We start from the raw sequence: 23,849 nt of genomic DNA, 5'->3' as shown, positions 1-23,849 counted from the left end.
GAGGACGAGTGCAGCAGAAGAAGGACACACCTCTGCGCTCCGACGCACAGCGAAATCGCGAGCGCATCCTGGAAGTGGCCGTGGCCGAGCTGACGCTCTGCGCGGACGCGCCGCTCAGCGTGATCGCCAAGAAGGCGGGCGTCGGGCAGGGCACGTTCTACCGCAACTTCCCCAACCGCGAGGCGCTCGTCCTGGAGATCTACCGCCACGAGATGCAGCAGGTCGCCGAGGCCGCCACCGAGCTGCTCTGCCGGTACGCGCCCGACCGGGCCCTGCGTGCGTGGATGGACCACCTGGCCCGCTTCGCCATGACCAAGGCAGGTCTGGCGGACGCGATCCGGCAGGCCACCAGCGCGCCGAACAGCCCGGCGAAACCGGAACCCGCTCCGGTGACGGCAGCGGCGGAGCTGCTCCTGCGCACCAACGAGGAGGCCGGCACCATCCGCCCGGGAATCACCGGCGACGACTTCCTCCTCGCCATCGCGGGCCTGTGGCAGCTCGACCCCCACGGGGACTGGCAGTCGCGCGCCGACCGCCTCCTGGACCTCGTCATGGACGGACTGCGCGCGGGGGCTCCCGGCCGGTGAGGGCCGCCCTCGACGGCTCGACGGCGAGGACATGGCTGTGCCGGGCGTCCAGTGCCACGTACAGACCGGCGTCGGCCAGCTCGTCGCCGTCGCGGTCGTACGTCCGGGCCGTGAGCAGGTCTGTCAGGAGCAGGCGGCGGCCCCGCAGGTCGTCCCACGGCAGGGGCACGCGCGCCTGGGCCGGCCGGTCGGAGTGGTTGACGACGACCAGGTGGCGCGCGTCCGGATGCGTCCACGTCCAGGCCAGCAGGTCGCGGTGGGTGTCGTCGTCCGGCCAGCCGGTCGGCTCCAGGAGCTGCCACGTGCCCCGGCGTACGGCGTCCGCGGCGGGCAGCAGACTGCCGTAGAACGCGTGGAGCGGCTCGTCGACGGGCTCCCGGGGCCTGCGGGTGAGGAACACCGGCGGGCGGACCCGGCGCCCCTCGAACTGCCCCTCGTGCCAGAGTGTCGCGCCGGGCAGGGTCGCCACGGCCACGGCCGCCGCGCGCCCGCGCCCACCGGGCAGGCAGGCGGCGGCCCGCTGTTCGTCGTGGTTCTCCAGGAAGCGGACCAGGCCGTGCTGGTGGCCGGGGTCGGCCCGCAGATGGGCGCGGACGGACGCGGCGTCCTCGTGGAGCAGACGGTCGTGGAGGCGTTTGTCGTAGCAGTGGTCGAAGCCCTGGCGCTGGAGTTCCCCTTCGAGGTCCCAGTACGCCTCGGCGACGAGGAGGAGGTCCGGGTGGTGTGCGCGCACCCGTGGCAGGACGTACGCCCAGAAGTCGTCCTCGGGCGGCTTGCCGGCCCGCTCTCCCCAGGTTTTCGCGAAGACGTCGTTCAGCAGGAGCATCGCCATGTCGCAGCGCACGCCGTCCGCCTGGTCGCCGATGGACACCAGGGTGTCCACGGCCGCCGCGCGCAGCCCGTCGCTGAAGGCGTTCAGCTGGACCACGTCCGGCCAGGGCGGGAAGTACGGGTCGCGGCCCCGGGCGTAGATCCGTCCGCCGGCCTCGACGAAGGCGTCCGGCGCGCGGGCCAGGTCGTCGGCGGTGCCCCGCATCAGGCAGTCGGGCCGCTCGGTGAGCCAGGGGTGGTCGGGCGCCACATGGTTGGGTACGTGATCCAGGATCAACCGCAGTCCCCGTGCGGCGAGTTGGGCGCGTGCCTCGGCCAGCCCGGCCGGTCCGCCGAGCGACGCGTCGACGACGTAGTTCCGTACGCAGTACGGGGATCCGGTGATGTCCGCGTCGGTGACATCGGGCAGTGCCTCGCGGAACGACGCCCGGAGTCCCTCGTCGCGCAGGGCGATCCGCAGTCCGGCCGGGCTGCGTTCCCACACGCCCATCAGCCACACGGTGTCGATGCCGGGCCGTGCGACCTCGTCCCAGACCTCGCCGGGCACCCCGCCCAGGGTGACGCGCCGCCCGTACCGCTCGCTCAGCTCCCCGAGCCAGATCAGGGTGTTGATCTCGTGGACGACCGTCATGACAGGGGCTCCTCGCGCAGGGCGCCCCAGTCCCCCGAGCCGACCAGCCGGAACAGGGTCGCGGTGACGGCGGCCAGCCCGGTCCAGCCGGTCTGGTGGGAGGCGCCGAGGCCGGCGCCGTTGTCGCCGTGGAAGTACTCGTAGAAGAGCAGCAGGTCCTTCCAGTGCGGGTCCTTGGCGAACTTCGCCTGGGCGCCGTGCACCGGGCGGTGGCCGTCCGGCCCGCGCAGGAACGTCGCGGTGAGCCGGTCGGAGATCTCACGGGCGACCTCGTAGAGGGTCATCCGGCGCCCCGATCCGGTCGGACACTCCACGGTGAAGTCCTCGCCGTGATAGGCGTGCAGGTTCAGCAGGGCGCGCACCAGCAGGATGTTGACCGGGAACCACACCGGGCCGCGCCAGTTGGAGTTGCCGCCGAACATGCCCGAGTCCGACTCGGCGGGCAGATAGCCGACACCGTACGTCCGCCCCTGTACCTGGAAGGTGTACGGGTGCGCGGCGTGGTGGCGGGAGAGCGAGCGGATACCGTACGGGCCGAGGAACTCCTCCTCGTCGAGCATGCGGGCCAGGACCCGCCGGAGCCGGTCCTCGCCGAACAGGGCGAACAGATGCCGTCCGCCCACGCCGGGCCCCTGGACGTGCCGGGAGGCGAGGACGGCCCGCACGGCCGGGTGGCGGTCGATGAACTCCCGCGCCCCCGAGACCAGTTCGGGGAAGCGCCGGTCGGCCCAGCCGCCGACCACGCTGGTGGCGGCGAGCGGGATCAGCCCGACCAGGGAGCGGACCTTGAGCCGGACCGCGTCGCCGTCGGGCAGGCGCAGCACGTCGTAGAAGAAGCCGTCCTCCTCGTCCCACAGGCTCTCGTTGTCCTTGCCGACGCGGTTCATGGCGACCGCGATCCACGCGAAGTGCTCGAACAGCGTCTGCGCCTGCTCGATGTACACCGGGTTGTCCGCGGCCAGTTCGACCGCGATCTCCAGGAGGTTCTGGCAGTACAGCGCCATCCAGGCGGTGCCGTCGGCCTGGTCGAGCTGTCCGCCGGTCGGCAGGGGCGCGCTGCGGTCGAAGACGCCGATGTTGTCGAGGCCGAGGAAGCCGCCCTGGAAGACGCTGTTGCCGTCGGCGTCCTTGCGGTTGAGCCACCAGGTGAAGTTCTTCGTCAGCTTGTGGAAGGCGTTCTCCAGGAAGGCCCGGTCGCCGTGTCCGGTGCGCTGTTTCTCCAGTTCGTAGACGAAGAGGGTCGCCCAGGCGTGCACCGGCGGGTTGACGTCGCCGAAGTTCCACTCGTACGCGGGAATCTGGCCGTTGGGATGCAGACAGAGCCTGCGCAGCAGCAGGTCCAGCTGGCCCTTGGCGAACCCGATGTCGACCATGGCCAGGGCGACCGCGTGGAAGGCGAGGTCCCAGGCCGCGAACCACGGGTACTCCCAGGTGTCCGGCATCGACATGATCTCGTCGTTGACCATGTGGTACCAGGCGCTGTTGCGGACGCGGGGGTCGGCGGCGAGCGGGTCGACGCCGTGCTCGGTCAGCCAGCGCTCGACGTCGAGGTGGTAGTACTGCTTGCTCCACAGCATCCCGGCCAGCGCCTGCCGGACCAGCCGCCGCTCGTCCTCGCTCGTCCCCTCCGGATGGACTCCCTCGTAGAAGGCGTCGGCCTCGGCCCGCCTGGCGTCCAGCACCGCGTCGAACTCCCGCCAGGGATCGGCGGGTTCGGTGTCGGTCAGGCGCAGGCGGACGCGGGCGCTGCCGCCGCCGGGCACGGTGAGCACCTGGTGCAGGGCCGCCTTGGTGCCGGTCCCTGCGGGGTTCACGGCCGCGGTGTCACCGTGGACGACGTACCGGCCGATGCCGTCCTTGACGTACGGGGTGGGGTTCGCGCTGCCGAAGATCCGCTCGTTGTCGGTCTCGTTCTCCGTGAACAGCGCCGGTGCGTCCGTGTCGCCGTACAGCCAACGGGTGCCCAGCTCCTCGTGGTCGGCGCGGATCCCGCCGGGCGTCCGGCGCAGGGACGGCACGGCGGTGCCGCCGGCCCAGGACCAGGTGTGCCGGAACCAGAGGGTCGGCAGCAGGTGCAGCGTGGCCGGATCCGGACCGCGGTTGTGCGCGGTGATCTCGACCAGCAGGTCCTCCGGGCCCGCCTTGGCGTACTCGACGAACACGTCGAAGTAGCGGTCCTCGTCGAAGACCCCGGTGTCCAGCAGCTCGTACTCGCCGTCCCGGCGGCCCCTGGCCCGGTTGGCGGCGACCAGGTCGCCGTAGGGGAACTCCCCCTGCGGGTACTTGTAGAGGAACTTCATGTACGAGTGGGTGGGGGTGCTGTCGAGGTGGAAGTAGTACTCCTTGACGTCCTCGCCGTGATTGCCCTCGCTGTTGGTCAGGCCGAACATCCGCTCCTTGAGGATCGGGTCACGGCCGTTCCACAGGGCCAGGGCGAGGCACAGCCGCTGCTTGTCGTCGCTGACCCCGGCGATACCGTCCTCGCCCCAGCGGTACGCGCGTGAGCGGGCCTGGTCATGGGTGAAGTACGACCAGGCCTCGCCGTCGGCGCTGTAGTCCTCCCGGACCGTCCCCCACTGCCGCTCGCTCAGATACGGCCCCCAGCGCCGCCAGGGCACCGTGCCCTCGTCGGCCTCGGCCAGCCGTCGCCGCTCGGCGTCCGGTGCGCCACTGTCCGTCGTCATCACCCGTCCTCCTCACCGCCCGGCACGTGCCTCCAGATTCGGACGACTCGGACCGGGCGGCAATGGCCCTCGGGGCCCGAACCGGTCAGACGGGACGGTCCCAGCGGACGTGCAGGCTGAGCGGCTTGCGGAAGACCAGGCCGGACGCGGCGGCGGGACGGTCCGGGTCGAGGCGCAGGGCGGGAAGGCGGGCCAGCAGGTCCTTGAGGGCGATACGGGTCTCCAGGCGGGCCAGGTGGGCGGCGAGGCAGTGGTGCGCGCCGTGGGCGAAGGCCAGTTGGAGGCGCGCGTTCTCGCGGCGGACGTCGAAGCGGTCGGGGTCGGGGAAGACCGCCGGGTCGCGGTTGGCGCCGGTCAGGGAGACCGTGACCAGGTCGCCGCGGCGGACGGTGACCGGGCCGAGGACGGTGTCGCGGGTGGCGTAGCGGTCCACGACCGCCGCGCCCGGTTCGAGGCGCAGCGACTCCTCGATCGCGTTGTCCAGCAGCTCCGAGTCGGCCTGGACGAGGGCGAGTTGGCCGGGGTGGCGCAGCAGGTGCAGCAGCGCGTTGGTGATCATGCCCTCGGTGGTCTCGATGCCGCCGAACATCAGGACCGCGGCGTTGGACGCCACTTCGGGCACCGTCAGCCGCCCGGCGGCCGAGACGAGCAGCGAGGCCTCGTCGCGGTCGGCGACGGTGGCCTCCACCGCGGCCCGCAGCCGGGCGTACGCCGCGGTGCCGGCCGGGCCCGCCACGTGTCCCGCGGTGATGTCCGAGACCGACGCCACGATGGAGTCGTACCAGGAGAGCACCGTGGCCGTGCTCGTGCCGACCAGCCCGAGCGCCTCGGTCACGACGGCGACCGCGAGCGGTCCCGCGAAGGCCCGTCGCAGGTCGGCGGTGCCCGCCGGGGCCAGTGCGGTGATCAGCCGGTCGCTCTCCCGCTCGATGAACGACGCGAAGCCCTCGTGCACCGCGCGGGGTCGGAAGGGCGCGGTGAACGGCTCGCGGTGGCGGGCGTGCGGGGCGCCGTCCAGGGACAGCATGCTCGGCCCGACGACCTGCGCGGTGGAGAACCGGGGGTCGTCGACCGTGAAGGTCTCGGCGTCCCGCATCACGCTCAGCGCGAGATCACGCCGGGTCACCAGCCAGCCGTCCAGTTCGGGCAGCCAGGACACGGGCTCGTGCGCGCGCAGCAGCGCCAGTCGCGCGTGGGGGTCCCGGGTGAGTTCGGCGAGCGTGGTCGCGGCGCCGAGCGGGGAGGCACCGGGCGCGGAGGAGCCAGCCCCGGGAGAGCCAGGCCCGGGGGAAGCGACGGTGCTCATCGTGGAGTCCGCGTGGGTATGGGGTATCTGATCACGTTCAAGGCTAACAAGCGCGCTTCCGGCCGCCGTCTACGAAGCCGCCGGGTGCCCGTGGACGCGGTAGTTGGTGAGCACCGCCGTGACCACCTCGGTGCGGGACCGGAGCCCGGTGCGCGTGAACAGGCGGGTCAGGCGGTTGGCGACCGCGTCCTCGCTGAGCCGCAGCACCGTGGCGATCCGGCGGTTGGTGAGCCCCTCCGCGATCAGGGTCGCCAGCAGTTGCTCGTTCTCGTCGGTGGCCTGTCTGCGCCCGGGGACGGTGATCCCGGCCTCGCGCATGGCGGCCCTGGTGCGGAAGCGCGACAGTGCGGCGCCGGTGCGGCCGAACAGTTCGTAGGCCTCGTGCAGCAGTTCGGGCGGGCCCGCGCCCGCGTCGGCCGCGGCGACCAGGGTCACCGCCGTCTCGAACGGCTGGCTGCGCGAGCGCGCCAGCTCCACGGCCTCCCGCAGGCTCCGCGCCGCGCTGCCCGGATCGTCCCGCCGCCGGACCCCGGCCGACGCGAGCAGATACCTCAGCCGTGTCCGGCCGCTGCCCGAGCGGCCGGCGATTCCTTCGAGGCGCGCCAGACAGGTCGCCGCCTCGCCCGTGCGCCCCTCTTCGGCGTGCACCTCGGCCAGCGCCGCCCACAGTTCGCCGGTGCCGGCGACGTGCTCGCGGGCGGCCGCCGCGTCCAGGCCGTGACGCAGCACCCGCACGGCACCGGCCGGGTCACCGAGGGTCCGCAGCAGCTCCGCCTCGGCGGCGTCCAGTGAGTACTCCAGCGGGCCCTCGGCACGGCCGCGCGCGCTGTCGAGGAGACGCCGGGCGCTCGTGGTGCGGCCCCGGGCGAGCAGGATGCCCGAGGTCCGCGCGGGGATCAGATGCCGGTCCGCCGCGAGAGTGCCGGTCCGGTTGTTGGCCAGCATCCAGCGGGCCGCCTCCAGCGCCTCGTCCCACCGGCCCTGGAGGTGGCGCCGCAGGAACAGACTGGGCGGCGGCAGCCCGTCGGCTCCCATGCCCTGCGCGTCCAGCAGGCTCTGCGCGGCGCCCAGGTCCCGGCCGCTGAGCAGTTCGTCGGACATGGCGGTGACGAGCGCGTACACGTGCCCCTCGTCGAGGTACGGGGCCTCGGGAAAGGCCAGTGCGTCCCGGAACCGCGCCGGGCGGCCCAGGGCCAGTTCCGCCACGGCGCGGAAGTAGCCGGGCTTCGCACGGACGGCGGCATCGGCGGTCCACACCGGTTCCGTGCGTGACAGCAGGTCCAGGACGTCGTGCCACCTCTCCAGCTGGCCGAGGGCCAGGGCCCGGCCGGTCACGGTGGCCAGGGCGGGCAGCCGCAGCTCCTCCCACCACCGCGCCGTGGCCAGCCGGGACAGCGCCCGCCAGTCCAGGTCGTCGGCCGTCGCCGCGGTGAAGAGCGCCGCGGTGTCCTGCAGGGCCCGCGGATCGAGGACGTCCGCCAGGTTGCGCAGGATCGACTCGGCGATGGTCCGGGCGGTCCTGTGGTCCCCGGCGTTGTAGGCGGCCTTGGCGTACCGGTGGAGGGCGGCGACCCGGTCGGCGGGGCGCTCGACGAGGTGGCCGGCCGCCCGGCACCACCGGAGCACTCCCCTGCCCTCGGAGTCCGGGTGCAGTGTCCGTGCCGCGGCCGTCAGTTCGGCGGCCGCACGGTCGAGGTCGATGAGCGACCCGGCCTCCGCGACCCGGTCGGCCAGGTAGGCCACCGCGTCGGCCTCGTGCGGCAGGGCCGCCTCCTCCACCGAGGGTCTTCGCGCGTACGGGGCGGGGGCCGCGTCCCGGTCGGCCCACAGAGCCTCCACGGCGGTGGCGGACAGGCGGCTGCGCTCCAGCGGCCCGAGCCGCTCGCGAACGGCGTGCGCGGTCAGCGGAAGACGGAGCCGCCAGCCTCGTGTCGCGGTCGCGGTCCCCGTCGCGAGGTCGGTCGCGGTCTCGGTCTCAGCCGCGGTGGCGGTGGCGGTGGCGTCGTCGGGCGCCGGCAGGGGTTCGGCGATCTCCGCGGCGATCAGGGCGCGGACCCCGTCGTCGACCGCGTCCGCGGACAGTCCGGTCGAGGCCGCGATCAGCTCCGCGGTCCGTCCGCCGAGCGGCCACAGGATGCTCAGCGCCCCGGCCACCGTCCGGCACGGCTCCCCCAGCGCGTCCAGCGCCGTCACGAACCGGTCGGTGTCCGGCAGTACCGGTGCCGGCGTCCTCGCGCCGACGAAGGCATGGCCGTCGGCGACCCGGATCTCGCCCTGCCGCGTCCATCCGGACAGCAGGGCGTCGACCGCCCCGGGGACCCCGCGTGTGAGGTCCCGCACGCGGCGGGCCAGGCTCGTGTCGGGGGTGGCCCGCAGGCGCCGCGCCACCATCGCGGTGGTCTCGTCCGGGCCGAGACGGGGCAGGACGACCGTGTGGGTCCCCCGGACGCCGGCCAGGGCGGTGAAGGTGTCCTCGCCCACGCCGCCCGTACCTGGACGGCCGCGGCCCACCGCCGAGACCAACAGCCGGACGGTGGACGGTACTTGGGCGAGATTGGCCTCGCGGAGCACGGCCAGTGAAGCGGCGTCGGCATGCTGGAGGTCGTCCATCACCACGAGCACGGGCGCGGCGACGGGCCGTGCCAGAGCGGCACGCAGCAGCCCGGCCATCGTCCGCCCGTCACGCTGCTCGGCGGCCCGCAGCGCGTCGGCCGCCGGTGACGCGGCCGCCGACGAGACCTGTGCCGCCGCGGGCCGGTGCTCCGCCAACGCCATGATCAGCCGCAGCGCCAGCAGGAGCGGCCGTGCGTCGTCGCCCTGCACGCAGTCCAGCGCGAGCACGGCCGTCCCCCGCGCACGGAGCCGTTCACCGACCGCGTGCACGAACGCGGTGCGCCCGGCTCCCCGTTCACCGCGGACCAGCACCAGAGGCGGCCCGTCCGGATCACTCAGGACGCCGTGGACCTCGTACGACTCCCGCGCGCGGCCGACCAGCCGGTCGGTCGTGCGGTCCAGGCTCACGGCCGTTCCCCCGTGGAGCAGCCAGGGGTTTCCGGACGGAGCAGTCATGGTCCACCGCGCTCTCCTCGCCGGCCCGCGCCGGGCGGCCCGTGTCCGGGCCTTCGACCGGCGACAGCCATTATGGTCATGTGCCGGTGGCCGTTCACCTGCGGCTGTTCACCTGTGGGCCGGCCCGGCGGGCAGTGCGCTCAGGGAAGCCAGGGCACCGTGAACGCCCCTGCGCCTGGCGGTCGTCCACCGGCGGGGCACCGGATCGGGAGGCATGAGCGTGCGTGACGGCGGATCTGTCATGGGCAGGGACAGCGAGATCCGTGAGGTGGCCCGGACACTGACGTCCGCGGGTCCTCCCACTCGTGCCCTGCTGGTCGTCGGCGCGGCCGGTACGGGCAAGACCGCCGTGCTCGAACAGGCACGGTCGGCGGTGACCGAGGAGGGCACCCGGGTCCTGCGGCTGCGACTTCACGACGGTGCGGGCGCGCCCGGTGCGAGCGCCCTGGCCGACGGCGTCCACAGCGCGCTCACCCGGGTCCACAGCCGCCGGAGCACCGTCCGGATCAGCTCGGGCCGCCGGACACCGCGTCAGCCCGGCGGGCAGCACGGCGAGTTGACCCTGCTGTCCACCGTCAGCGAGACGCTCACGAGCACGGCCCGCGACACCCCCTTCGCGCTGCTGGTCGACGACGTCGAGCGGATACCTTCCGCGACGGCTTCCGCGCTCGGCCTGCTGTTGCGGGTGTTCCCGCCGGTCGGCGTACCGATGGTGATGGCCGGCCGGCCGGTACGCCCCGAGGACGGCGGTGCCGCTCAACTGGCGGCGGCGGCCGACCGGTTGCTCGAACTGCCGCCACTGCGGCCCGCCGACGTCGAGGCCCTGGTCGTACGGCGGCTGGGCATGCCGGTCGAACCGGCCCTGGTGACGGCGGTGCTGCGTGCGCTGGGCCCGATGGCGGGCACCCCCGAGGCCGTGCTGTCGCTGCTCGACGCGCTGGACGAGCACGGCGACCTCCTCGAACTCGGCGGCCATGTGTGCCTGACCGTGCCGCGGGAGGCACTGCGGCTCACCGCGGACCTGGCACAACTGCGCCGCCTCTGCTGGCCGGACGGCCCGCCGGACGCGACCGCCCTGGCCGCCGCCGCGGCGGTGGCGCGCACCCTTGAGCACGCCGAGATACGGCTGGACGACCTGCACCGGCTGAAGCCCGGCGGCCCCCGGCGGGCCGGTCTCCTGGACCGGGCCCTGACCCCGCTGGTGAGGGACGGGATCCTGGTCGTGGACGGGGACGGCACGGCGTCGTTCGCGGTGCCCGCGCTCGCGGCCGCGCTGCGCGCGCTGCCCACCCACCACGACGTGTCGTCGCTGCACGCCCTGATCACCAGGTCGCTGAGCGACCGGCTGGGCGCGGAGACCGCGGGCGGCGGTTACCCCCGGCTGGCCGACCATGTGACGGCCGCCGGGACCAGGTTGGACGACGCGCTCGCGGTGGAGGTGCTGCTGGCGGCGGCCCGCACCGACGCCAGGTCCGACTGGCCGCGGTCGGTCCGCGCCTACTCCTCGGCGCTGCGGCGCCTGACTCCGCACGACCGCAGGACGCCCGGTGTGCTGTACGAGTCCGCCGAGTTGAGCCTGCGCCACGCCGACCACGCCGGCGCGCTGGCCCTGGGCGAACCCCTGTGGGACTGCCTGGGCGGGGGCGGGGCTCCCGGGGGCGGGGCCGTGAGCGGCCGACTGGCGTACGTCGCCGGGGTGTGGGCGCTGGCGGCGCTGCACGAGCACCGGTTGCCGTACGCCGACGGCGTGGGTCCTCGGAGCGCCGACGGTCTCCCCCGCCTGCCCGCCCTCGCCGGATTCGCGGCCCTTGCCGGTCCGTACGGGCTGGGCCGGGTCGCGCACCGGCCGGACGGCGGCGCCCACGAGGTCCCGGTGACCGGCCGCCGGTCCGGATCCGGGCCGCTGCCCTCGCCCGCGGAACTGCGGCTGCTGGCCGCCTCCGCGAGCAGCCGTGCCGACCTGCTGAACGCGCTCGGCTCCCTGCCGCCCGAGACGAACGGCGGGACCGGCAAGAACGGCGGGCCCGACAAGGACGGTGCGCGCGACGCGCACGGTACGGCCGACGAGAACGGCGCGCACACCCTGGACCGGCTGCGGGACGCGGCCACGCACGCGGACCTCGCCGACGCCCTGTCCGCCGTGCTCGGCGACCGCTACACGGGGGCGGGAGACAGCACCGCCGCGCGGTACCACTCCATGGTGCGCTCCTATCTGGAGGGTGACTGGGACCGGGCCCTGGTGTCCGCCCGCCGGATCGAGGCACGGAGCCGGACCCGTGGCACACGGGCCGCCGCCGCACAGCCCGCCCGAGCCCTGGCCGCCGAGATCCACTGCGCGCGCGGGGAGTTGGGGCAGGCCCGTGCCTGGCTCGACCTGGTCCCCGACACGGTGGCCCACCCGCTCGTCGCCTGGGCGAGGCTGGGGCTGCGGTACTGGTCGGGTCAGGTGGAGGAGGCGTTCGCGGGAGCGCGTGAGGGCGTACGGCGGGCTCGCGGGAGCGGTCTGCTCGCGGGCGTCGAGAAGGTGCAGCTGCGGTATCTGACCTACGCCCTGCTGGAGGGCAGGCCCGAGCCCATGCCTGGAGCGCTGGCCGAACTGGAGGCGCTGCACGAGGAGATGGGCTCCCTCAGGACGCGCGAGGCGGTGCTCTTCGGCCGCGGTCTGGTGCACGGCGACGTGGACAGCGCGCTGGCCGCCCTCCGCTCGGCGCACCTGCGCGGGGACGTGTACATGGGTCTGCTCTGCCGCCTGTGCCTGGTGGAGATCGGGGGTGACTCCGAGCAGCGGCTGGCCGAGGCCTCGCACATCGCGCAGTCACTGGGCATCGGGCGGGCCACCCTGACGACGCTCGGTCACATGGCGCGGCGGCGGAGCCTCGTCCTGCCGCGAGCGCGCCCGGCCAAGGGTCCGCTGAGCGAGGAGGACGTCCGGCTGACCGTGATGGTCAGCGACGGGGCGACCAACCGGCAGATCGCGGCACGGCTCGCGTCGAGCGAGAAGACGGTGGAGCGGCGGCTGACCCGGCTGTTCCAGCGCACCGGGTGCCGTTCGCGGGCGGAGCTGGCCGCGGCCTGGCTGGACGGCAGCCTCGTCGACCGCGGCCTGGTGGTGCCGGACGGTGCGTCCGGTACGGCCGGGGGTTCCTTCACAGGGTCCGGGCGGCCGGCGCCGGGCGGCCGGTGACGTGCCGGGGCGGCGCGGTCTGCCCACCGCCCCGGCCGCCGACCGGGGCTCCGCGGCCCCGGACCACAACTGCGTCTCAGGTCCCAGGTCTCAGGAGATGCGAGCCGTGTGGGTGTCGACGTGGACACCCAGCCGGCCGGTGTCCAGGGAGCCGTCGGAGTTCACCCCGATCTGCCACTGGGCGTCGGTGATCCAGCCGAGCACCAGGAGCGCGTCGGTGGCACGCAGCGGGGCGTCCACCCAGCGCTCGTCGCGGAACTGGGCGGCGGTGACCACGAAGAGCCGGCGGCCGTGCGTCACGGCCGTCACGTCCCTGACCCTGTTCCGCTGCGAGGTCTGGAGAGCCGTCGCCGACGACAGGGCCCGGGACGGCTTGCCGGCTTCGAGGTCCAGAGCTTCCTCGCGGTCGGCCGCGGTGTGCAGCCGGGCCGACCGCCCGCCCAGTCCGTCGGTCACCGAGGGGGTGGTCGCCGAACCCACCAGGACGACCGTGGCGAGGGTCCCGACCGGGCCCGAGACGATTTCGGTGATGAGGGCCTGCGCGAGCCGCAGCACCTCGTTGTCGTCACCCGTCAGCGCGATGGGCCCCGGCAACTGCGCGAGGTCGACCAGCACCCGGTCCCCCCGGTGCAGGCCGAGGGTGACGGTCAGGGAGTACGGATGTGTGGGCCCGTCGCCCGAGTTGCCCGTTCCGCGCAGGCTCGCGGGGTCGAGCGACCACTCCTTGCCGGAGACGTCCGCCGTCCAGGGCGCGGGCGGCGCGACGTCGGCCACCGCGAGCCGCAAGGTGAGCCGCTGTCCCGAGTGGACGACGGCGTGCACATCGGGCAGCGGGCGGGCGCCGTGCACCCGCCCCTCGGCCACGGCCCGCAGGCCCAGCGCGACCGTTTCGAGCGCCTTGCGGTCGGTACGCGGCGCGGCGGTACGGGCCTGTTCCGAGGAGGAGTTGCGTCTGCGCCGGGTCAGTGCGGCGGCGGCCCCGAGCAGCACCAGGCCGAGCACCACGGACAGGACGATGGACGGGATCATGCGACTACCTTTGTGACTAGAGGTTGGCAGGAGACGTCACGGGCTGCACGGCACCCCGCAGGCCGGTCCGCGCTGTTTCCGGCCGCGCCGGACCGACGGTGGAATCCACGGAGACCGGCGCGCACACTCCGCTCCCGACGTGTACCGGCCGACGACGGACAACGGCGGACACCGCCGGACGCACATCCGGCGGTGCGTCAGAGCGCGCTCTCACGCCATCGTCGTGCGGCCCGCGCCCGCGGTGAAGCCGTCACCGCAGACCTTGCCGTTCTGTACAGGAAGTTCTTCGGCCCGCAGCCGCGGCCGGACCCTCTGGCCTCGGGACCGCGGCTCGGCCTCGCGCCCGCGGCTCGGCCTCGGGACAGGTCGGCTGCGGGAGTCCGCCGGCCGCTCGCGCCAGATTTCCCTCGCTTGAGGCACGACGAGCCGCAGGCACGGATGTCGGGTCGTCGCAGGTGGCAGCATCTTCCCCTGAACCTCGTGGACGTCCACAGCGCTCGGGTGCGACCACAGGTGCGAGTCGGGAGGGCGCGTGCCTCAGCAAGTACTCACCGAGACCGTGCGCGTGGCGATTCACGCGCCCGCCCCCTTGGTCCGTGCCGCACTGGCCGGCTTCGTCGCCCTGGACCCGCGGCTGCAGGAACTGCCGCCGGACAGGATCAGCGAGGCCGACGCGATCGTGGTCGCCGTGGACGTGGCGGACGCCTCCGCCCTCGACCTGCTCCACCGCCTGTGCGACAAGCCCGGCGCACGCTTCCTCGTCGTGGTGGGCAAGCAGTGGCGGGCCGACATGTCGGCGGCGCGCAGGCGGGGGGTCCGGGCCGTCGTGTGGTGGGACTTCTGCAGCCCGGACGTCTTCGCCCGCTCCGTGCACGCGGTGGCCGCCGGCGACGAGCCGGCGCCGCTCCCGCCCCAGGTGTCTGCGTGTCGGGTGCGGCACGCCGAGGGCACGGGCCGGAGCGTCACCACCGCCCGGGTCCGGACGGCACCCGAGCTGACCTCCCGCGAGGTGGACGTACTGCGTCTGATCGCGGAGGGGAAGCAGTGCGACGAGATCGCGACGGAACTCTCGTACTCCGAACGCACGGTGCGCTACATCCTGTACGGCGCGATGAAGCGCACCCGGACCCGCAATCGCGCCCATGCCGTGTCGTACGCGATCAGGGCCGGGTTGATCTGAGGCGCTACGGGCCGGGCCACCGGTCCGCCCGGGTTTCCGGGTGCCGCGCGACGTGGCCTCAGCGCGTCAGGAGGCTGACGGCGGTCTCCAGCCGTTCGCGGTAGAACTCCCGTGTCGGGGCCTGGTGTTTGAGGCCGATCGAGGCGCTGATCAGCGTCTGTGCCACCGGCAGGGCCGTCTCCCGTCCCGCCGTCGACTCGACGGCGATCGCGTCGGTGACCAGTTCCTCGAAACGTCGTGGCGCGGTCTCGACGACCGCCCCGAGCAGGCCGGGGTTGTCCTCGATGACCACGGAGACATCGCGCGTCAGCGGACCGACGTAGCGCCCGGCCCACTGGTCGAACGCTTCGACGAGCCGCGCCGCGAGGGGGCGGCCGGTGTCGGCCAGGACGTGTGCGACCGCCGCGAGGTCGCGCTCCAGGGCCTGGGTGACCGCGGCTCGGAACAGCGTCTCCTTCGAGGAGAACAGGAAGTAGAGACCGGGCCGGGAGATGCGCGCCCCACGGGCCACCTCCTCCATCGAGGTCTTCCGGTATCCGAAGCGCGCGAACGTGACCAGGGCGGAGTCCAGCACCGTCGCCCGCCGGTCGGTGCCGACGGCTGCCGACGGCGGGTGGCCGACATCGGGACTGGCATCGGGACTGCTCATGGGGCGAGCATACGAGTACGACACTTACTATACAAATTAGATCCAGTACGTATAGTCGCGTCATGACTCCTCGCGAACCCGGCCGCACGGCCGTCACCCCTTCCGTCACCACCCCCGTCACCACCCCGTTCACCGCCTCCAGCACCGCTGACGACGTGCTGCGAGGTGTCGACCTCACCGGCGTGCGCGCGGTCGTGACAGGAGGTTCCTCCGGAATCGGGGCCGAGACGGCTCGCGCGTTGGCGGCCGCGGGGGCGGAGGTGACGCTCGCCGTCCGGAACACCGCCGCGGGCGCCGCCGTCGCCGAGTCGATCGAGAGGTCGACCAGCGGGACCCGGCACCCGATCCGGCCCCGGGTCGTCCACCTCGACCTCGCCGACAGGTCCACCGTCACGCGATTCGCCGACGGGTGGACCGGCCCGCTCCATCTGCTGATCAACAACGCGGGCGTGGTCACCGGCGGCCTCGAACGAACCCGTGAGGGCTGGGAATTGCAGTTCGCCACGAACCACCTCGGCCACTTCGCACTCACCCTCGGCCTGCGCGACGCCCTGGCCCGGGGAGCGTCCGACCGCGACGGGGCCCGGATCGTGTCGGTCAGTTCGACGGCGCACATGCGTGCCGGCGTCGGCTTCGACGACCTCCACTTCGAACGTGGCGCCTACGATCCGCAGATCGCGTACGCCCGGTCGAAGACGGCGAACTCCCTGTTCGCCGTCGAGGCGACCCGCCGCTGGGCGTCCGACGGGATCGTCGCCAACGCGGTGAACCCGGGCGGCGTCGCGACGGGCCTCCAGCGCCACTTCACCCCGCGGCAGCGGCAGTCGCTCGACGCGGCCGAGGCCGCTGGAGTCTTCACGTACAAGACCGTCGAGCAGGGGGCCGCCACCGGCGTCGTCGCGGCCGTGGCCCCGGAGTTCGCCCACTCGGGTGGCCACTACCTCGACGACGCGCAGGAGGCCTACACCGTCCCGGACGACGCCGACCTCGCGCGGCACCCGCACGGGGTCAAGGCATGGGCGCTCGACCCGTCCACGGCCGAACGGCTGTGGACGGTCTCGGCCGGCCTGCTCCGCGCCTGACTCCCACCCACCTCGCGGGCGACCACATCGGCCAGGCCTGGAACTGGATCGAGGACGGATCACTGGTCGTCCGAACCGGGCGACGACGGCCGTGACGTCTCATCAGAAATAATAGGCGACACTAACGTTGACGATCGAATCACAAGAAGACCATTCTGTTCCGAGCGTACTCCCAGTGACATCTGACAGGTCTCCAGGAAGCTCGACGAAGAGGTCAGCCTGTGAAACGTTCCGCCCGTTCTCCCTCAGCCACTCCTTCCGGCGACCGTTCCGGCATCCGCCGGCCCCTCGCGTCGACGAGGCGGCTCCTGACCACGGTGCTCATGGCGGCGCTCATGGCCTCCCTCCTGGCGCCCCTGTCCGTGGCGCCGGCGGCAGCCACCACGAGCGAACGGGTGTCGCGGCCCGGCCGGTACGCGGGCTACTCCCCCGTTCTCTACGACGAGTGGGTACGCACCTCGCAGTACCTGCCCATGCGGGACGGCACCCGGCTGGCGGTGGACATGTACCGGCCCGCCATCGACGGCAGGCCGGTCGACCGGCCCTTCCCCGTGGTCTGGGAGCACCAGCTCAGCCGGGCCTCGCGCGCCGCGGACGGTTCGGTCGGTCTGCGCGGCGTCACCAGCGGCATGGCCGAACTCACCGCGTACGGCTATGTGGTGGCCTTCGTCGACCGGCGCGGCAACGGAGCCTCGTTCGGCACCATGACCGGCTACCACCCGCGCGCGGAGGCCGACGACGCCCACGAGGTCACCGAGTGGCTGGCCGCCCAGTCCTTCAGCGACGGGCAGATCGGGGTGTTCGGCTGTTCCAACACGGGAGACGCCGCGATGCAGGCGGCGACCACGGGGGCACCCCACCTCAAGGCCGTCTTCGCCGGCAACTACTCGTTCCACAAGTACGACGCCTTCCAGCGGGGAGGGATACGCGCCAACTGGGGCATCGGCCCCAACCGCACCCGCGAGGAGGACCTGCTGAACCTCCCGGTCGACGCCGACCCCGACGGCGCGCTGCTGCGCCAGGCCGTGGAGGGGCACCAGGCCAACACCTCGCTGCGGGACATGTGGCGGTCGGCCCCCTACCGCGACAGCCATGTCGACTCGGTCGACACCCAGCCGTGGCGGGAGTACAGCGTCGCCACGTACAAGGAGGCCATCGAGCGCTCCGGTGTCCCCATCTACAGCTTCGACGGCTGGGACGACGACTTCCGCAAGGAGAGCCTGGTCAGCGCGGCGAGCCTGACGAACCCGCACAAGGTGCTGGTCGGCCCGTGGCCGCACTGCGGAAGCGAGGGGTTCGACATCGTCGCGGAACGGCACCGGTTCTTCGACTACTGGCTCAAGGGCGTCGACAACGGAATCATGGAAGAGCCGCCGGTCCACTACTACACCGGTTCCTCCGACGACTTCCCCGACGACGCGAACACCGCCAGGACGGCCGAGAGCACCACAAGCACCAGGAACCTCAGGGCCGCGGGACAGTGGCGCGACGCGGAACAGTGGCCGCCCGCCCCGCACGCGCGGCAGACCCGCTACTACCTCGACGGAGGCACGAGCGGCACCGTCGAGTCGGTCAACGACGGCCGGCTCGGCCCCGACCGGCCGCGCGGACACGGCGGCAGTGACGACTACACCGTCGACTACTCGGTCGGTTGCCCCGAGCCGCTCGATCAGGAACAGACCTGCCCGCAGGACGCCAAGGGGCTGACCTACACCACCGCGCCGCTGAAGCGGGACACGGAACTGACCGGTCACCCCGTCGTGTCCCTGCGGATGTCGTCCACCGTCCCGGACGGCAACGTCTTCGCCTATCTCTCCGAGGTCGCGCCGGACGGTACCGTCCACATTCTCACCGACGGCCGGCTCCGTCTGACGCTGCGCGACACCCAGCGGGCGCCGTACGACGTGCTCGGCACGCCCTGGCACCGCGGCGACGCGCGCGACGCGGAGCCGATGCCCGCCCACGGGACGGAGCGCGTCGACTTCGACATGCTGCCGCTCTCCCGGACCGTGTCGGCCGGACACCGGCTGCGGATCACGATCACCGGGGCCGACGTACGCGAGAGCGCCCGCACCGAAGTGAGCCCCGCGCCGGTCTACACCGTGTACCGCGCGCCGTCCCAGGTGTCGTCCGTCACCCTGCCGGTCGTGCGATGAGGTCCGCCGGAACGCCACCCCGCACCCGGCTCCACCCCATGAAGAACACACATGACACGAAGAAGAGGACAGCCATGTCGTCAGGACGCCTTCGCCGGGCCGTCGCCGTACAACTGGCGGTCGTCGGGGTCGCGGCACTCGCCGCCCCGGCCACCGCCTCCGCCACCGCCCGCGACACACAGCCCTGCCCCGACGGGTCCCCCGACGGCGTGGTGTGCACCGGCGGTGAACTGGCCGACGGCACGCCGTACCGGTTCGTCGTTCCGGACCGCTGGAACGGCATCGTGATCGTCGACCTCGACTTCGCGAGCCGAGCCGCCGACGAGCCCCTGACCGGCCGGCTGGCCGAGCGGGGTTATGCCGTCGGCGGCACCACCCGTACCGTCACGGGCTGGAACATCGCCGCCGCCGTCGACAACCAGGCCGCCGCCCTCGAACGGTTCGAGGACGCCGTCGGCCGGCCCCGGTGGGCCGTCGCCTCCGGGAAGTCCATGGGCGGTTTCGTCTCGGCCGGCGCGGCGCAGGTCCACCCCGAGGTCTTCGACGCGGCGGTCCCGTTCTGCGGCGGCCTCGGCGGTGCCGTCGGGCAGTGGAACCAGAAGCTCGACACCGTCTTCACACTCAAGTCGCTGCTCTTCGACGGCAGTTCGCTCCCGGTCACCGGCATCCCCGCCGACACCGGGCAGGCCACGCAGGACTGGACCTCGGCGCTCGCCGAGGCCCAGGCGACCCCGCGGGGCCGGGCCCGGATCGCGCTGGCCGCGGCGATCGGCCAGCTGCCGGGCTGGGGACTCGCCCCGGACGGGGGCGCGACGCCGAAACCCGATCCCGCGGACCCGGACGCCGTCCAGGAGGGGATGTACCTCGCCCTGTCCGGTGGCGCCCAGCCGTACATCGGTCAGGCGATGAGCAGCCGCCGTGCCATCGAGACACTGGCGGGCGGCAACCCGTCATGGAACACCGGGGTCGACTACTCCCGCCAGTTCGCGGCGGCGAGCACGGAACAGCGGCGCACCGTACGGGAGTTGTACGCGCGCGCCGGCCTGGACATCCGTGCCGACCTGCGGACCCTGGCCCGTACGCCGAGGATCCCGGCCGAGCCGTCCGCCGTGGAGTACCTGGAGAAGGGCATCGTCTTCGACGGTGACCTGCGGATCCCGGTGCTCACGGTCAACCCGGTCGGCGACCAGATCTCCACCGTGGCCCAGCAGCAGTCCTACGGTCTCGCGGCGCGCAAGGCCGGCAAGTCGGCGCTGCTGCGGCAGAGTTACCTCGACACGGTGGGGCACTGCACCTTCACCCCCGAGGAACAGGTCGCCGCCATCACCGTCATGACGAAGCGTCTGTCCACGGGGCGCTGGGCCGACACGGCCACGCCGCGGAGTCTGAACCGGCTCACCGAGTCGGCCCAGGACGCCCCCGGACGGTACGTGTCCTACCGGCCGCCGGTCTTCAACCGCCCCTATTTCGGCTGACGTTCGCAGGGACACGGCTCGTCAGGAGCCCCGCCCGCGTGTGCCGAGCGGGGTCTCCCTGACGAGCAGGACGGCGGTGAGCGCGATCGCCGCCAGGGGCACCGTCAGCAGGAACACCGACGCCAGCCCCGCCGTGTAGGCGACCCGGACCGACTCGGCCACCTGGGACGGCAGTTCGGCGACGTGTTCCGGTGTGCCGAGCAGGTCACGCGGGTTCTCGCCGGACGGCAGGCCGGACCGCAGGCGGCCCGAGATCATCGCGCCGAACGCGGCCACGCCGACCGTTCCGCCCAGGGTGCGGCTGAAGGTGACCACCGCCCCGGCCACCCCCACGTCACCGGCGTCGACGGAGTTCTGCGCGGCCAGCACCAGCACCTGCTGGGTGAGTCCGATGCCGGCTCCCAGCAGGGCCATCGCACCGGCGAGCCACCACACGGAGGTGTCCGGCGCGATCGGTGACAGCAGCACGGCGCCGGCCGTCACCAGGGCGCAGCCGGTGACGGGGAACACCTTCCAGCGGCCGGTTCTGTTGATCAGGTAGCCGGACAGGGCCGAGGCCGCGATCATCGTGCCGACCTGGGGCAGCATCAGGAGCCCCGCCGAGGTGGGGCCGTGCCCCCGGACCACCTGCAGATACTGCGGGAGGTAGATGACACCGCCGAACATGACCGCGCCGACCAGGAAACTGGTCGCGCACGCCACGGTGAAGCTGCGTCGCCGGAACAGTCGCGGGGGCAGGATCGGATCGGACGCGCGCCGCTCGTGCCGGACCCCGGCCGCGGCCAGGACGAGCACTCCGGCACCGAGCGCGGCGGTCGGCCAGGACGCCCAGGGCCAGGCCCTGCCTCCCGCGGACAGCAGCACGACCAGGCCCGAGGCACCCCCGGCGAGCAGGGTGCCACCGAGCACGTCGACGCCGCCGCGGGGGCTCTTCGGCACGTGGTGCGGCGCGAGCCGTACGAGGGCCGCCGCGGCCAGTGCCACCGGGATCACCCCGAGGAAGCACCAGCGCCAGCCCAGTCCGGGCGCACCCACGAGCAGCCCGCCCACCAGTGGTCCCGCGACCGAGGCGGTCCCGAAGGACACCCCGAACCAGCCGGTGTACAGGCCGCGTTCGCGGGCCGGGACCAGCCCGGCGACGAGGGCGTTGGTGAGCGCGAGGATGCCGCCCGTCCCGGCGCCCTGCACGGCCCGCCCCGCCAGCAGCACGCTCATCGAGGGAGCGCAGCCGGCCAGCAGGGAGCCGGCCACGAACACCCCGAGCGCGGCGAGCAGCAGGGGTCTGGGGCCCCGCCGGTCGGCGGCCTTGCCCCACAGCGGGGTCGCCACGGTCATGGTGAGCAGGGCGGCGCTCGCCACCCAGGGCACCTGGTCCTGGCCGCCGAGTTCGCCGGCGATCGTCGGCAGGGCGATGCCGACGACGGTGTTGGTGAGGGAGCCGACGAACAGGGCGGCCAGGGCCCCGGAGAGCACCGCCGGCATGGAGGGCAGCGGTCCGGACGCGGGTCCGGGATCGGATTCGGACACGGGTTCAGGGACCGGCTCAGGCACAGGCTCGGACACCGGTTCAGGTACCCGGCAGGACACGCCGCTGGAGCCAGTCGCCGACGGTGCGGGTGAGGTGGTCCGGGTCGGCGCTGCGCGCGTCCACGTTGTCGGCGTGCAGTTCGAGCACGGGAATGCCGGCGGCCTCCAGCGCGCGCGTGGTGAAGTAGCTGCCCCGCGCGTCCTGTGACACCAGGTGCACGACGCCGTCGACACCGTGGTGACGTGCCTCCTTGACGTACCACTCCGCCGACCAGGGCGGGGTGTAGAGCTGGTCGGAGAACGCGGCGAAGCGGGCGGCGAGGGCGCGCAGCGGATCGTCCCCGTACCGCAGATAGCCGTCGGCGGCGATCGCGAGGTACATGGACCACACGAACACCGCGCCGTGGTCGGCCTCGAAGCGCCGGTAGAAGTCCAGGTCGAACCAGAGCCCCCGGCCGACCCACATCAGGCGTGCCTTCTCCGTGGGGCAGACCGCCGTCCCGTCCGAGACGCGCTCGGCCACCTCGTCGTGGAACGCGCGGGCCGCGTCGCGTGCCCAGGTGGTGCCGCGGTGCCACTGCGGGATCATCACGCTGGGGATGCTGTCGTTGACGGGCAGGGGGCAGGGGCGGGCCCGTGCGATCAGGTCGCGGGTGCGGCGGTTCCACTCCTGCTGCTCGTTGACCAGGGCCATGACCTCGGCGAAGCGGGTCTCGGAGAACACCCGGCCGGTCGTCTGCTCCAGGAACCGGATGAGCCCTTCGAGTTCACCGGTCATGAGGTCCAGCCGGTCGGTTCCCACGGCCTGTTCCCAGTTCCGCGGCATGAGTTCCCACCAGCGCGTGGGTACGTCGTTCTCGGCGGCGCTCTCCAACGGGTAGAAGGAGACCCCGGGCTGGGTGTCCCAGATGTCGAAGATCTTGCGGGAGGCGTCGCCCGTGGTCTCGGCGAGCACGATGGACGGCCGGGGCAGCCCGCCCCAGGGAGCGGAGCCCGGGTCGGTGTCGAAGGCCGAGGCCAGCGGGATGGAGCTGTACTGCTCGCTGTCGTCGGGCAGCCCGCGTGCGCGGAGCAGGCCGAGGTAGTCCTGGGCGCGGCGCTTGGCCGTGACGACCGAGGACCACCACTGGTTGACGACGTACGGGATGCCCATGGTGCGGAAGATCTCCTGCGGGGCGTCGGCGTTGACCAGGGCGAGGTCCCCGCCGTCGGCCACCTCCCGCTGGAGGTCGGCGAACCACTGCCGCTGGTAGGCGGTGGCCGCCGAGGCGGAGGTCAGCCGGGCGCTCATCGGGCCGCCTCCGCGTGCGGGCGCAGGTCCGCGAGCGCGTCGGCCGCTTCCTGGTCGAGGGCGCCGTAGGGCTGCCGGGACAGCCGCACGGCCGGCAGGCCGCTCGCCGTCTCCTGGGCCGCGTGGTCCCAGGGCGGGGCGTCGTCGTGCACGCGTGCGTAGCCGATGAGGACCTCCGCGCCGCAGGCGTGTGCCGCGGTGCTCGTGTGCGCGGCGCGGGCCCGGATCGACGCCCGGGGCGCGGCGGGGCCGTTGTACTGGTAGCGCTCGGCGAGCGCGGCCTCGGTCGGTGCTCCGGTCCGGCGCAGGAACAGCAGGTCTCCCCAGTCGTGGTCCTCGCCGACGACCAGGAATCCCCGGTCCTCCAGCGCGCTGTAGACGTGGGCCGTGTCGTGCGAGCTTCCGGTGACGAACGCCCTCAGCCCCTCGTGCTCGGGCAGCCGGTCTGCCTCCGTGAGGAGTTGTTCGAGCAGTGCGGTGGCGCGCTCCACGGGCAGGGCCGTCGTCGCGGCCACCACGGACAGCGCCTGGGTGCCGGTGAGCCGGGCCGGGCGGTCTCTGCGCAGGGCGGCGACGCCGGTGAGCAGGTCCCGCAGCCGGTCGTGGGCCGCTGTCGCCTCGCTGAGCGCGGTGTCGGCGATCGGCCGGCCGGCCCAGGTCTCCAGGGTGGCGCGCAGCTGGTCGAGCTTGGCGCGTACATAGCGGGTGGTCGTCCGGTGCGGCAGGTGCAGCACGTCGACCAGGTGCACCGGTGGCAGAGCCGAGGCCGGCTCGACGCGCCGCAGTTCGCGCAGTGCGTAGAACAGCCGCAGGGACGCCTCGCAGTCCCGGGAGACGACGATCCCGTCCAGCGGGCCGTACTCCCGGCCGACGATCCGGGTGAGGACCGAGCGCGCCACGGGGTCCAGGCCGGTGCCCAGATACCGGTCGCCCGCCGTGCTCGGCGCGTCCGGGTTCCCGGACAGGCGCAGGGGCAGCAGGCCGGCCGCGCTGATGTACTCCACGGGTACGTCGGCGCCGACGTACCCGATCACGCGGCCGTGACCGCGCGCTCTCCAGGCGTCGGCGGCCGCGGTGCGGTCGGTGCCGTGGGAGGTGAGCTGCGCCAGGGCAGCGGACATGGGGGTGCCTCCAGGGGGTGCGGGGTGCGATGGAGCCGGTGGCTCGG

General features: G+C 73.4%; 15 protein-coding genes. 6 read left to right on the top strand and 9 right to left on the bottom strand.

Annotated elements, in window-relative coordinates; translation table 11 throughout:
• Positions 1–8 precede the first annotated feature (8 nt).
• The gene (locus ACLVWQ_RS13805) at positions 9–587 is read left to right on the top strand and encodes a TetR/AcrR family transcriptional regulator (protein WP_414108825.1); all 579 of its coding nucleotides are present in this window, start codon (positions 9–11) and stop codon (positions 585–587) included.
• Here ACLVWQ_RS13805 and ACLVWQ_RS13800 read toward each other — a convergent pair.
• The 4 genes from ACLVWQ_RS13800 to ACLVWQ_RS13785 form a co-directional block, all read right to left on the bottom strand.
• Positions 550–2,049: an alpha-amylase gene (locus tag ACLVWQ_RS13800; protein ID WP_414108824.1), complete on the bottom strand. Its 1,500-nt coding sequence runs from the start codon at positions 2,047–2,049 to the stop codon at positions 550–552. The two genes, ACLVWQ_RS13805 and ACLVWQ_RS13800, sit on opposite strands and share 38 nt — an antisense overlap.
• The gene (locus ACLVWQ_RS13795; RefSeq protein WP_414108822.1) at positions 2,046–4,733 is read right to left on the bottom strand and encodes an MGH1-like glycoside hydrolase domain-containing protein; all 2,688 of its coding nucleotides are present in this window, start codon (positions 4,731–4,733) and stop codon (positions 2,046–2,048) included. The genes ACLVWQ_RS13800 and ACLVWQ_RS13795 overlap by 4 nt, the downstream gene beginning before the upstream one ends.
• Before the next feature lie 85 nt (positions 4,734–4,818).
• Positions 4,819–6,039 (bottom strand): cytochrome P450, encoded by a 1,221-nt coding sequence (locus ACLVWQ_RS13790; protein ID WP_414108820.1) that lies wholly within the window; start codon positions 6,037–6,039, stop codon positions 4,819–4,821.
• A 69-nt stretch (positions 6,040–6,108) separates the two neighbouring features.
• Positions 6,109–9,108, bottom strand: a complete 3,000-nt coding sequence (locus ACLVWQ_RS13785; protein WP_414108818.1) for an AAA family ATPase — start codon at positions 9,106–9,108, stop codon at positions 6,109–6,111.
• A 214-nt stretch (positions 9,109–9,322) separates the two neighbouring features.
• On the opposite strand from ACLVWQ_RS13785, the gene ACLVWQ_RS13780 reads away from it, so the two are divergent.
• Entirely contained in the window at positions 9,323–12,292 is a 2,970-nt protein-coding gene (locus tag ACLVWQ_RS13780; RefSeq protein WP_414108817.1) for an AAA family ATPase, read from the top strand.
• A 90-nt stretch (positions 12,293–12,382) separates the two neighbouring features.
• On the opposite strand, the gene ACLVWQ_RS13775 is transcribed toward ACLVWQ_RS13780, so the two are convergent.
• Positions 12,383–13,321: a hypothetical protein gene (locus ACLVWQ_RS13775; protein ID WP_414108816.1), complete on the bottom strand. Its 939-nt coding sequence runs from the start codon at positions 13,319–13,321 to the stop codon at positions 12,383–12,385.
• Between the two features lie 532 nt (positions 13,322–13,853).
• Between ACLVWQ_RS13775 and ACLVWQ_RS13770 the strand changes: the two genes are divergently transcribed.
• A complete protein-coding gene (locus ACLVWQ_RS13770; protein ID WP_414108814.1) occupies positions 13,854–14,501 on the top strand; it encodes a response regulator transcription factor in 648 nt (215 codons plus the stop codon).
• Positions 14,502–14,559: 58 nt separating this feature from the next.
• On the opposite strand, the gene ACLVWQ_RS13765 is transcribed toward ACLVWQ_RS13770, so the two are convergent.
• Positions 14,560–15,150 (bottom strand): TetR/AcrR family transcriptional regulator, encoded by a 591-nt coding sequence (locus ACLVWQ_RS13765; RefSeq protein WP_414108812.1) that lies wholly within the window; start codon positions 15,148–15,150, stop codon positions 14,560–14,562.
• A gap of 62 nt (positions 15,151–15,212) precedes the next feature.
• On the opposite strand from ACLVWQ_RS13765, the gene ACLVWQ_RS13760 reads away from it, so the two are divergent.
• The 3 genes from ACLVWQ_RS13760 (at position 15,213) to ACLVWQ_RS13750 (ending at position 19,863) form a co-directional block, all read left to right on the top strand.
• Entirely contained in the window at positions 15,213–16,232 is a 1,020-nt protein-coding gene (locus tag ACLVWQ_RS13760) for an SDR family NAD(P)-dependent oxidoreductase (RefSeq protein WP_414108810.1), read from the top strand.
• A 323-nt stretch (positions 16,233–16,555) separates the two neighbouring features.
• Positions 16,556–18,388, top strand: a complete 1,833-nt coding sequence (locus ACLVWQ_RS13755) for a CocE/NonD family hydrolase (protein WP_414108809.1) — start codon at positions 16,556–16,558, stop codon at positions 18,386–18,388.
• A gap of 74 nt (positions 18,389–18,462) precedes the next feature.
• Positions 18,463–19,863, top strand: coding sequence for a hypothetical protein (locus ACLVWQ_RS13750; RefSeq protein WP_414108807.1), 1,401 nt, complete (start codon positions 18,463–18,465; stop codon positions 19,861–19,863).
• 21 nt (positions 19,864–19,884) lie between these two features.
• Here ACLVWQ_RS13750 and ACLVWQ_RS13745 read toward each other — a convergent pair whose 3' ends face one another.
• The 3 genes from ACLVWQ_RS13745 to ACLVWQ_RS13735 are packed head-to-tail and all read right to left on the bottom strand — an operon-like array spanning position 19,885 to position 23,802.
• The gene (locus tag ACLVWQ_RS13745) at positions 19,885–21,390 is read right to left on the bottom strand and encodes an MDR family MFS transporter (protein ID WP_414108805.1); all 1,506 of its coding nucleotides are present in this window, start codon (positions 21,388–21,390) and stop codon (positions 19,885–19,887) included.
• A gap of 40 nt (positions 21,391–21,430) precedes the next feature.
• Positions 21,431–22,681, bottom strand: coding sequence for a 2-hydroxyacyl-CoA dehydratase (locus tag ACLVWQ_RS13740; RefSeq protein ID WP_414108804.1), 1,251 nt, complete (start codon positions 22,679–22,681; stop codon positions 21,431–21,433).
• The gene (locus ACLVWQ_RS13735; RefSeq protein ID WP_414108803.1) at positions 22,678–23,802 is read right to left on the bottom strand and encodes a 2-hydroxyacyl-CoA dehydratase; all 1,125 of its coding nucleotides are present in this window, start codon (positions 23,800–23,802) and stop codon (positions 22,678–22,680) included. Before ACLVWQ_RS13735 ends, ACLVWQ_RS13740 begins: the two co-directional genes overlap by 4 nt.
• Positions 23,803–23,849: the final 47 nt, after the last annotated feature.

It is taken from the genome of Streptomyces sp. CWNU-52B (assembly GCF_047444975.1).
In the GTDB taxonomy this organism is placed as follows: domain Bacteria; phylum Actinomycetota; class Actinomycetes; order Streptomycetales; family Streptomycetaceae; genus Streptomyces.
Note: the sequence above shows the minus strand (reverse complement) of the source record. Positions and strands in the feature narration are given on the sequence as shown.